The sequence below is a fragment of the Streptomyces sp. HmicA12 genome (genome assembly GCF_000373565.1).
Taxonomy (GTDB): domain Bacteria; phylum Actinomycetota; class Actinomycetes; order Streptomycetales; family Streptomycetaceae; genus Streptomyces.
The window spans coordinates 1-10,202 of the sequence record NZ_KB891799.1 but is presented as its reverse complement, the minus strand read 5'-3'; the positions used below and the strand labels follow the sequence as shown (position 1 = coordinate 10,202).

Genomic DNA, 10,202 nt, shown 5'->3' with positions numbered 1-10,202 from the left:
TAAGGCGGGGCGGCGCAGGGTGAGAAAAGGCCGGAGGGCCGGTACCGAACTCGGTACCGGCCCTCCGGCCTTGCGTACGGCTGTCGTTGCGGCTGTTGTTACGGCTGCCGTTACGGCTTCCGTTGGCCGAGGATGCAGAACTCGTTGCCCTCGGGGTCCGCCAGGACCACCCACGGCTGTTCGCCCTGGCCGATGTCGACCCGCTTCGCGCCGTGCGCCTCGAAACGGGCCACCTCGGCGGCCTGGTCATCGGGCCTGAAGTCGAGATGCAGGCGGCTCTTGGACCGCTTCGCCTCGTCGAGCCGGACGAAGTCGATCCCCGGTGTGCGGTCCGGCGCCGGACGGATCTCGAACTCGTCGTCGGACGAGTGGACGACGACCCAGCCGAGCGCGTCGGCCCACCACCGCCCCAGCGCCGCCGGGTCCGCGGAGTGGACGACCACCTGTTCCCAATCCAGAGCCATCTGCGGAGTGTAGGGCCGCCCGGGCCACCGGATCAGGAAATCGACGATCTTGTCGGAGCGGCGGGATCAGCCCGCGGGCGCCGCGGGGAGCCGCTCGCGCAGCGTGCCGGCGAACTCCTCGGCACGGGCCAGCTGGGTGCGCAGATCGGCGACCCGCTGCTGGGCCGCCTGCTCGAAGTGCCGTACGCGGTCCAGGAGCCGCTCGCGCTCCGCCGGGGGCAGCTCCGCGCCGGTGTCGAGGCGGTCGGTGGCCGCCAGCAGGTCGCGCATCTCGTCGAGGGTGAAGCCGAGCGGCTTCATGCGGCGGATGACCATGAGACGGGCGACGTCGGACTCCGTGTAGAGACGGAAGCCGCCCTGGGACCGGGCGGAGGGGGCGACCAGGCCGGTCTCCTCGTAGTGCCGGATGGTGCGCAGCGACAGCTCGGTCCGTGCGGCGACCTCGCCGATCTGCATGTGCTCGCCGCTCACGCGCCTGCCTTCCTCGTCATCGTCCGCACGGCATTCTCTCGTCCGGACGGCTTCGATCTCTACCCTAACGTCAGGGTAGAGTTGCCCGTGCGGGCCGGCGGGACAGCTGTCCCGTACCGCCGTGTCGGGCCGATGACGCCCCGGCGGGACCGATGCCGGCCAAGAGCAGGAGAGAGCGAGCGGATGCCCATGTCCTCCCGCGCCGCCGCCTGCCCGCCGTGATGCGTCGCCCCTGAGCGGCGGTTCGCCGCTCACCCCAGACTTCCGTATGCCCTCCCGTACGCCCCTCCCGCTCCCGGAGGCCGGGCGTGCCCGATCACGACAGGTACCGCCCCTGTGTCTGCCCCTGTGTCCGTCCCCGCGTTCGTCTCCGCGTTCGTCTCCGCGCTCAGGCCCGACTGGATCCGTGACCCGAAGGTGTGGCGCACCGAGGTGCTGGCCGGCCTCGTCGTCGCCCTCGCCCTGATCCCCGAGGCGATCTCGTTCTCGATCATCGCCGGGGTCGACCCCGCGATCGGCCTGTTCGCCTCCTTCACCATGGCCGTCACGATCTCGATCGTCGGCGGGCGCCGCGCCATGATCTCCGCCGCCACCGGCGCCGTCGCGCTCGTCATCGCCCCGCTGAACCGGGAGCACGGCTTCGGTTACCTGGTGGCCGCCGTCATCCTGGCCGGCGTCTTCCAGGTCGTCCTGGGCGCGCTCGGCGTCGCCAAGCTGATGCGGTTCGTGCCCCGCTCGGTCATGGTCGGCTTCGTCAACGCGCTGGCCATCCTCATCTTCACCGCGCAGCTGCCGCAGATGACCGACGTGCCGTGGGCCGTCTACCCGCTGCTCGCGGCGGGCCTGCTGCTGATGGTGTTCTTCCCGAAGGTCACCAAGGTGGTCCCGGCGCCGCTGGTCTCCATCGTCGTCCTGACCGTGATCACCGTCGCGGCGGGGATCGTGGTGCCGACCGTGGGCGACCAGGGCGCGCTGCCCTCGTCCCTGCCGGTGCCGGGGCTGCCCGACGTGCCGTTCACCTTCGAGACGCTGAAGACCGTCGCCCCGTACGCGCTCGCCATGGCGCTGGTCGGCCTGATGGAGTCGCTGATGACGGCGAAGCTGGTCGACGACATCACCGACACCCGCTCCAACAAGACCCGCGAGTCCATCGGCCAGGGCATCGCCAACATCGTCACCGGCTTCTTCGGCGGCATGGGCGGCTGCGCCATGATCGGCCAGACGATGATCAACGTACGGGTGTCGGGCGCCCGCACCCGCCTCTCCACGTTCCTGGCGGGCTCGCTGCTGATGGTGCTCTGCATCGTCTTCGGCCCGCTCGTCTCCGACATCCCCATGGCCGCGCTCGTCGCCGTGATGGTGATGGTGTGCTTCGCGACCTTCGACTGGCACTCCATCGCGCCCAACACCCTGAAGCGGATGCCGGCCGGTGAGATCACCGTCATGGTGCTCACCGTCGCCGTCGTGGTCGCCACCCACAACCTCGCCATCGGCGTCGTCGTCGGCACGGTCACGGCCATGGTCATCTTCGCCCGGCGGGTCGCCCACCTCGCCGAGGTCACCGCGGTCACCGACCCCGAAGGCCACCAGGTCGTCTACCGGGTCTGCGGCGAGCTCTTCTTCGCCTCCTCGAACGACCTGGTCACGCAGTTCGACTACGCGGGCGACCCCGACAAGGTCGTCATCGACCTCTCCGCCACCCACGTCTGGGACGCCTCCTCCGTCGCCGCGCTCGACGCGATCGAGACGAAGTACGCCCAGCGGGGCAAGCAGGTGGAGATCACGGGCCTCAACGAGCCGAGCGCCCACCTCCACAAGAAGCTCAGCGGCGAACTGACGGGCGGGCACTAGCTCCTTGCGCGGCTGACCAGTGCGGTGATGCCTGAGATTGACACCTGCGGGGCTCCGGCTACTCTCAATATTGCTAAGAATATTGGTAATCAATGAGCTGAGGCAATATGGGCGCCGATCCGACCATCGAGCCGTACCGGTGGCGATGGCTGATCCTGGTGGTGATGATCGTCGCGGAGGTCATGGATCTCCTCGACGCCTCGATCGTCAACGTCGCGGGTCCCGCACTCGAGGAGTCCCTCGGCGCCGGTTCCGTCGGGCTGCAGTGGGTGATCGGCGGCTACGCCCTCACGCTGGGGGCCGGCCTGGTCCTGGGCGGCCGGCTGGGCGACCGCTACGGGCGGCGCCGGATGTTCCTGACCGGACTGGCGGGCTTCACACTGAGCTCGCTGCTGTGCGCGCTGGCGCCGAACATCGAGTCCCTGATCGCCTTCAGGCTGCTCCAGGGCGCCGCGGGGGCTGTGCTGCTCCCGCAGGGCCTGGGCCTGCTGCGGGAGAACTTCTCCGGCCCTGAGCTCACCAAGGTCTTCGCGATCTTCGGTCCGGTGCTCGGCCTGGGCGGCATCATCGGCCCGGTGCTCGGCGGCTTCCTCATCGAGGGCGACTTCTTCGGCCTCGGGTGGCGCTCGGTGTTCCTGGTCAACCTGCCCATCGGGCTCGCGGCCCTGGCCATCGCGGCGAAGTTCGTCCCGAGGAAACAGGGCGACCGCACCGTACGCGTCGACCTGGCCGGCGCGGGCCTGGTGATGGCGTCCTGCGCGCTCCTCGTCCTGCCGCTGAACCAGGGGCAGGAGGCCGGCTGGCCGCTGTGGACCTGGCTGTGCATGGCCGCCTCCGTCGTCGGGTTCGGCCTGTTCGCGCTGCGGCAGCGCCGCACCGCCGCGGCGGGCCGCGAGCCCCTGGTGACCCCGGCCCTGCTCCGCAAGCCCGCCTTCACCGTCGGGCTCGGCGGTATCGCCCTGTTCTTCGGCGGACTGATCGGCACGCAGCTCGTGCTCACGCTGTACCTGCAGATCGGCCGGCACTTCAGCGCCGGTGACGCGGGCCTGGGCAACCTGCCGCTCGCGGTGGGTACGGCGATCGGCGGCGCGGTGAGCGGCGCTTTCCTCGCCGACCGGATCGGCCGCAAGGTCCTCCAGGTCGGGCCGGTGATCCAGCTCGCCGGCGCGGCGCTGCTCTGGTTCGAGCTCGACGGTCTCAGCGCCGATTCCTTCTCGATCTGGGACATCGCCCCGGGTGTGACGGTGGCCGGTGTCGGGGCGGGCATGGTGATCGCCGCCCTGTTCAGCTTCATCCTCGCCGCGGTCGACGACGACGAGATCGGCTCCGCCTCCGGAGTGCTGTCCGCGGTGCAGGCCATCGGCGGCTCCATCGGTGTGGCGATCTTCGGCTCGGTGTTCTTCGCGCAGGTCAGGGCCGGCGACTTCACCGCGGGCTTCCATCACGCGCTGATCGTCCAGGCATGCCTCCTCGCGGCGTTCCTGGCCATCACCTTCCTGCTGCCGAAGAAGGGCCGGCCCGAGGAAGACCAGCACGGCATCGATCCCACCGCCCACGACAGCGGTTACGCCACTGTGTGATCCCCGGTCGGGTACGGCCCGAACGGCGGCCCGCGGGACCGGGGCGCCGCCCGTGTGCATCATTGATTGCCGACGCCCTCAGCAATCCAGGAGCAGCTCCCACGCCATGACTGCCAACCAGCCCACCGAACCCCAGCCCGCGGCCCCGGTGGACGGTCCCCTCCGTGACCGGCTGCGGAATCTGACGCGCCGCCAGCAGCGGTTCGAGCGGTACCTGGGCCGGCAGATGCACGTCGATCCCGCAGGGCTCGCGGTGATGGACCGCCTGGTCAGCGCCGGACCGGCGACGCCGAGCGAACTGGCCCGCGAACTCAGTACATCGACAGCGGCGATGACGCTGGTCATCGACCGCCTGGCCGACGGCGGCCACGTGAGCCGCCGGCCGCACCCCAGCGACCGGCGCAAGGTGCTCGTGACCCCGGCGGAGCACTGGGAGCAGGCCGCGTTCGAACACGTGGAGCCCCTTGTCGTGGGCATCGAGGAGATCACCGAGTCCATGACAGCTGAGGAACAGGCCACGGTGGCGGCGTTCCTCGAGAGGGCAGTGGCCGCGTACGACCGCGCGACCAAGGCGTAGGCGGCCACCGCCCGGACAACTCCAGGAGACGCGGCGAGGGCCTGAGCTCCGGTCTCCGCCGGTCCTGGGCCGGGCTCCGGTGCGCTACCTGCCCGATTGCCCGAGCGACCTCGCCGCCTCCGGGCCACGGCCCTGCCCCGTGCCGCGCATGACTCGGATCCTCGATCGGGGACCTGCGCGATGCCGAGCGTCACGATCACGAACTGATCATGACCGGGTCCGGCCGGATCCCTGGGTCCCTGTCACGGTTCTCGACGCGGAGACCGTCTTCGGCGGCTGAGCCGCTCCATCGGCAGCGAGTTCAACGAGGTCGCGCAGGGCGGGGCCGGGTTCCGTCGGGCTGGAGCGGCGCTCGCCTCAGGCCGTGGTCGTCGAATCGGAGGATTCGGCGGCCCTTCGGTACTCGGCGTTGATGCGTTGGGCTTCTTCGAGCTGGTCCTCGAGGATGACGATCCGGCATGCGGCCTCGATCGGGGTGCCCTGGTCGACGAGCTCACGCGCGCGGGCCGCGATCCGCAGTTGGTAGCGGGAGTAGCGGCGGTGCCCGCCCTCGGAGCGCAGAGGCGTGATCAGCCGTGCCTCGCCGATGGCGCGCAGGAAGCCAGGAGTGGCGCCGATCATCTCGGCGGCCCGGCCCATGGTGTAGGCGGGGTAGTCGTCGTCATCGAGACGGCCCAGCGAGTTGTCTGCTGTCATTTCACCTCTCTGCGGAACGCGTGGAGGGGCCCTGGTGCCGTACGGCACCAGGGCCCCGAAGGAACTACTACACCATCTGCCGACCATGATGCTGCGTCGGCCTTCTGTTTCCGCATGACCGTCCGGAATGCCGACGGGAGTGCGGGGATCGCGGATGCGTGACCGGAGACCACCTGCCTATCGATGTCCTGCGGTACCCGGGGTTCAGTCCTGTGCCCGGGCGATCCTGATGGCGATCGATTCCTCCGTTCTTCCCTCTGAGTGACTCTCTTGCAAAACCGTGAACTGCACGGCCTCCTGCTGCGGCGGCCCCTGATCACTGCGGGCCACCCGGTCCGGTGGTCAGCCCCGTCGCCGTCGTGCGAAAACCCTGGCTCCGAAACTCCACCACCGCACCGTGATGCGTGCGTTGCTGCCCGGCAGTTCGTGTCTGCCGGACTCTGCTCGATCTCGGCTACAACAGAAACCATAACCACGTGAGTGCCTAATGTCTACTCTGGTGAGGATAGATTTTTGGATGCCCGACGATGAGGTAATCCTCTGTGTCGCCCTATGGATGGCTGAGGAGGCCGGACCTGCAGCGCAAGGACGACGGCCCGGCACGCAGTGAGGGCCCGACCGGTCGTCCCGGTCGGGCCCTCACTGCTGTTCTGGTGTCGTCTCGCGCCCGCCCTCGTCGGCTCAGGCCACGCTGGTCCCCAGCATCGCGGAAGCCCGCTGGAGCGGGCTGACGGTGAGCGCGGGCGCGGCCGTCGGGACCGTACGGCAGGTGAAGCCGAGTCGGGTCATGGCCCGGACGACCTCGCCGGCACTGAAGTCACGGCGGTCCTGGCGGGTGATCACCTGGCCGACCTGCTTGACGGGGTACCGGCGCCGCCCGATGGTCACGGACTCACCGGTGACCGGCTCGGGCTTGACGCCCTTCATCGTGTGCAGCACATCGGCCTTGGTCAGGTCGAACGGGAAGCGGGCGATGACACAGCGCATGAGACCTCACAAGGAGAGGGGGGGAGGTGGGACCGACCGTGGTGAGGGATCAACCGGCGAGGCCGAGGACGGCCAGGGTGCTGCCGTGTCCGTCACCCACGGGCAGGATGCCGGGCCGGTCGCAGCCCTCCGGGTGCTCGGCTTCGGCCGTCGCCCGTGGCGAGGGAAATGGTCCGCTGTCCCCGCTGATGTCACGCAGGCGGATCCGGTCCGTGTATCCGGAGCCGTCACGGACGGCGGTGAGCCGGGCCAGGGTGATCAGACCGGTGCGCCTGCCGTCCTCGTCGCAGACGAGCAGGTGCCCGACTCGGGCGCCGGCCATGACGGACAGCGCGACCTCGACCGTCATGTCGCCCCAGACCCGCGGTCCGGCTTCCTCCGCGGTATCGACCACCCCCGTGCGCGTGGCGTCGGCGTTCGTCGGGTGGAGCTGCATCTGAACCAGCGTCAAAAGATGTCTCCTACAAAGAAGGATCAGCTTCCTGATCACGAAGGTGCCAGGCGTCGCGCGGCAGAAGGGATGTCGCGGACACGGCCTAGGCCGCCTTCTCGACACGGCGCTGCTGTACGGACGCGCGCCGGCTCGCCGAAGCGGGACGGCGACGGCCACGGGAGGCTGCGCCGCGCTTGGGGCGTTCGTCCACCGGCGCGGTGATGACGACCGGAATGCCGGAGGGAGTACGGGCGCCGGTGATGCGGTGCAGTTCCGGCTCGCCGGAGCGGACCTGGGTGACCTGCGGGCGGATCCCGGCGTCCGACATGAGGCGGACCATGCCGCGGCGCTGGTTCGGCGTGACGAGGGTGACGACGCTGCCGGACTCGCCGGCGCGGGCGGTCCGGCCGCCGCGGTGGAGGTAGTCCTTGTGGTCGGTCGGCGGGTCGACATTGACGACGAGGTCGAGGTTGTCGACGTGGATGCCGCGGGCGGCGACATTCGTGGCGACGAGCACGGTGACGTGCCCGGTCTTGAACTGCTTCAGGGTGCGGGTGCGCTGGGGCTGTGACTTCCCGCCGTGCAGCGCCGCGGCGCGCACGCCGCTGTTGAGCAGGTCCTGGGTCAGTCGGTCGACGGCGTGCTTGGTGTCCAGAAACATGATCACGCGGCCGTCGCGGGCAGCGATCTCGGTGGTGGCGGTGTGCTTGTCGGCGCCCTGGACATGCAGAACGTGGTGCTCCATCGTCGTGACCGCACCGGCCGACGGGTCGACCGAGTGGACGACGGGGTCGGTCAGGTAGCGGCGCACCAAGAGGTCGACGTTGCGGTCCAGCGTGGCGGAGAACAGCATGCGCTGCCCCTCGGGGCGCACCTGGTCGAGCAGCGCGGTGACCTGTGGCATGAAGCCCATGTCCGCCATCTGGTCGGCTTCGTCCAGCACGATGATGCCGACCTGGTTCAGTCGGCAGTCACCACGGTCGATGAGGTCCTTGAGACGGCCCGGGGTCGCCACCACGATCTCGGCTCCGCCGCGCAGCGCACTGGCCTGCCGGCCGATCGACACCCCGCCGACGACCGTGGCCAGGCGGAGCCTGACGGAGCGGGCGTACGGAGTGAGTGCGTCGGTCACCTGCTGGGCGAGCTCGCGGGTGGGGACGAGGATCAGCCCCAGCGGCTGGCGGGGCTCGGCGCGCTGTCCGGCGATGCGGGAGAGCAGGGCGAGCCCGAAGGCGAGGGTTTTGCCGGAGCCGGTGCGCCCGCGGCCCAGAATGTCACGGCCCGCGAGGGAGTTCGGCAGCGTCGCGCCCTGGATCGGGAACGGTACGGCGACGCCCTGCCTGCCGAGTTCGGCCAGCAACGGCGCGGGCATGTCGAGATCGGCGAAGCCCTCCACGGCGGGAAGCGCGGGAGTGATCGTCGCGGGGAGCGCGAACTCACCCTGCGGCGCAGCGGTCCGACGGCCGTAACCGCCGGACCGGGCCGGTCCGGCACTGCTTTTACGGGTGCGGGTGAAGCGGTCATTCGTGCGTGTGCGGTTCATAGGGGAACCTTCCTCGATGCGGTGCATATCAAGGAATTCCCGCAAAGATGAGCAGCGCAGAGAATTGCAAGAATGTACCGATGGTGAACGACGGTGAATCTGGCCGGCGAAGAACATGTGCGGGCGCGGTCACTGAAATGAGAGGCGCGGTGAGGATGTGGCATCCGGGGCGCCGGTCCCGCAGGAAAACCGCTGCGGGAAATGCATGCAGCTGGGGCCCGCACCCCGAAGGATGCGGGCCCCAGCTGCAAAGTACGCGTCAGCGTCAGGCGGGAACGATGTTCTCGGCCGTCGGGCCCTTCTGGCCCTGCGCGATGTCGAAGGTCACCTTCTGGCCTTCGAGAAGCTCGCGGAAGCCCTGGGCGGCAATGTTCGAGTAGTGGGCGAACACGTCGGCGCCGCCACCGTCCTGCTCGATGAAGCCGAAACCCTTTTCCGCGTTGAACCACTTCACGGTGCCACTGGCCATGTCGATCTCCTTTGGGGCAGTACATCGGCATCCACACTCTGCGAATACCGTGTCGCCGCGATGATCACCCCGCCGGAAAATACCGGTCATACAAAAGCGCCCCCGTCTTGATATTCGATCGGGAGCACTCGAAGTTTCGGGAACCACAACTGCAACTGAAAAGACAGTAGCACGTCTCGGCGGCCTCTGCGTGTCGAAGAATTCCATTCCGCTCGTCGCGCCAAAAACTCTTCCCGCACGGCCGGTTAAACTCTCCCTTCGCGAACGTAGAAATTAATTCTCCCGGAGCGCAACGTTCTGTGGACGCGCGCTGTCCGGCCGCCGGCTCGGATGAAGGAACACGCCGGCTCGAACCGGTGCGATGAAGCAACCTGCTGCCGGTCGTACGTCCTGCCGCCCCAGTCGGGCATGCCCGGCACCGGCCAGGAGCGAGCGATGCGACCGCACTTGAGGGTGCTCACGCCGACAGCTCCGTGTCCGTGCAGGCCGGGAGATTGGGGTGAGGTGGCGCCGAGGGGGGGGCCCCCAACATGCCGCCGTGGAAGCCCAGTTCGCGCCGGTCGGCCCGTGAGATCGGCCTCGGTGCGGGCCCTGCGGAGTAGAGTCGAACCACGAGACCTTTGACGTGTCCGGCGGTTGCCCTGGCTTGGGAAAGCCTCCGTCGCAACCGGCCATCTCCGAGATCTGCTGCCCGCCAGCCAGGAGACCGGACATGGCACCCGACAGCACACCCCTCACCACACCCCTCACCGTCGTCCTCGCCACCGACAGCTTCCTGATCGGGGACGGCCTCGCCGCGCTGCTCGCCGACACCCCCGACATCAAGATCGTGGGCCGGGTCCGCCACCCCGACGACCTGGTGGCCGTGGTCGAGGGCCATGAACCGGACGCGGTCATCATCAGTCTGCGCACACCCGTCGTCACCACCATGGCCACCCTCGAAGCGGCCCGCCGCCTGCGCACCGACCATCCGGGGGTCGGCATCGTCGTCATCTCCGACCGCGGCAACGGCTTCGCCCTGGAACTCCTGCGCGGCGGCGCCTCACGGATCGCCTACCTCCTGGACGACCGGATCCCGGGCATCGACACCGTGCTCGGCGCGCTGCGGGACATCCGTGCCGGCCAGACCGT

10 protein-coding genes and 1 pseudogene are annotated in these 10,202 nt (G+C 69.3%); 4 read left to right on the top strand and 7 right to left on the bottom strand.

The window, feature by feature from the left end; genetic code table 11:
* Positions 1-110: 110 nt before the first annotated feature.
* The gene (locus B072_RS0106845) at positions 111-464 is read right to left on the bottom strand and encodes a VOC family protein (protein WP_026245524.1); all 354 of its coding nucleotides are present in this window, start codon (positions 462-464) and stop codon (positions 111-113) included.
* Positions 465-530: 66 nt separating this feature from the next.
* Positions 531-935: a MerR family transcriptional regulator gene (locus tag B072_RS0106840; RefSeq protein WP_018529195.1), complete on the bottom strand. Its 405-nt coding sequence runs from the start codon at positions 933-935 to the stop codon at positions 531-533.
* A 348-nt stretch (positions 936-1,283) separates the two neighbouring features.
* Between B072_RS0106840 and B072_RS0106835 the strand changes: the two genes are divergently transcribed.
* The 3 genes from B072_RS0106835 to B072_RS0106825 all read left to right on the top strand — a co-directional run bounded on the left by B072_RS0106835 (position 1,284) and on the right by B072_RS0106825 (position 4,943).
* Complete coding sequence (locus tag B072_RS0106835) at positions 1,284-2,786, top strand: SulP family inorganic anion transporter (protein WP_018529194.1); 1,503 nt, start codon at positions 1,284-1,286, stop codon at positions 2,784-2,786.
* 107 nt (positions 2,787-2,893) lie between these two features.
* Complete coding sequence (locus B072_RS0106830) at positions 2,894-4,366, top strand: MFS transporter (protein ID WP_018529193.1); 1,473 nt, start codon at positions 2,894-2,896, stop codon at positions 4,364-4,366.
* A gap of 106 nt (positions 4,367-4,472) precedes the next feature.
* A complete protein-coding gene (locus B072_RS0106825) occupies positions 4,473-4,943 on the top strand; it encodes a MarR family winged helix-turn-helix transcriptional regulator (RefSeq protein WP_018529192.1) in 471 nt (156 codons plus the stop codon).
* A 357-nt stretch (positions 4,944-5,300) separates the two neighbouring features.
* Here the strand turns inward: B072_RS0106825 and B072_RS0106820 are convergent, their stop codons facing one another.
* The 5 genes from B072_RS0106820 to B072_RS0106800 all read right to left on the bottom strand — a co-directional run bounded on the left by B072_RS0106820 (position 5,301) and on the right by B072_RS0106800 (position 9,071).
* Positions 5,301-5,639, bottom strand: coding sequence for a MerR family transcriptional regulator (locus tag B072_RS0106820; RefSeq protein ID WP_018529191.1), 339 nt, complete (start codon positions 5,637-5,639; stop codon positions 5,301-5,303).
* Positions 5,640-6,320: 681 nt separating this feature from the next.
* A complete protein-coding gene (locus B072_RS0106815) occupies positions 6,321-6,626 on the bottom strand; it encodes an SCO5918 family protein (protein ID WP_018529190.1) in 306 nt (101 codons plus the stop codon).
* Positions 6,627-6,675: 49 nt separating this feature from the next.
* A complete protein-coding gene (locus B072_RS0106810) occupies positions 6,676-7,077 on the bottom strand; it encodes a CBS domain-containing protein (RefSeq protein WP_018529189.1) in 402 nt (133 codons plus the stop codon).
* A gap of 85 nt (positions 7,078-7,162) precedes the next feature.
* Positions 7,163-8,602 (bottom strand): DEAD/DEAH box helicase, encoded by a 1,440-nt coding sequence (locus B072_RS0106805; RefSeq protein ID WP_018529188.1) that lies wholly within the window; start codon positions 8,600-8,602, stop codon positions 7,163-7,165.
* Positions 8,603-8,867: 265 nt separating this feature from the next.
* A complete protein-coding gene (locus tag B072_RS0106800) occupies positions 8,868-9,071 on the bottom strand; it encodes a cold-shock protein (RefSeq protein ID WP_018529187.1) in 204 nt (67 codons plus the stop codon).
* Between the two features lie 712 nt (positions 9,072-9,783).
* Here B072_RS0106800 and B072_RS0106795 point away from each other — a divergent pair.
* Positions 9,784-10,202, top strand: a pseudogene (locus B072_RS0106795) (response regulator); the annotation flags it as partial.

Bases quoted from the DNA above. Each gene is read 5' to 3' on its own strand.
- B072_RS0106820 (WP_018529191.1), bottom strand. From the start codon at position 5,639: ATGACAGCAGACAACTCGCTGGGCCGTCTCGATGACGACGACTACCCC.
- B072_RS0106830 (WP_018529193.1), top strand. From the start codon at position 2,894: ATGGGCGCCGATCCGACCATCGAGCCGTACCGGTGGCGATGGCTGATC.
- B072_RS0106845 (WP_026245524.1), bottom strand. From the start codon at position 464: ATGGCTCTGGATTGGGAACAGGTGGTCGTCCACTCCGCGGACCCGGCG.
- B072_RS0106805 (WP_018529188.1), bottom strand. From the start codon at position 8,602: ATGAACCGCACACGCACGAATGACCGCTTCACCCGCACCCGTAAAAGC.
- B072_RS0106800 (WP_018529187.1), bottom strand. From the start codon at position 9,071: ATGGCCAGTGGCACCGTGAAGTGGTTCAACGCGGAAAAGGGTTTCGGC.
- B072_RS0106815 (WP_018529190.1), bottom strand. From the start codon at position 6,626: ATGCGCTGTGTCATCGCCCGCTTCCCGTTCGACCTGACCAAGGCCGAT.
- B072_RS0106825 (WP_018529192.1), top strand. From the start codon at position 4,473: ATGACTGCCAACCAGCCCACCGAACCCCAGCCCGCGGCCCCGGTGGAC.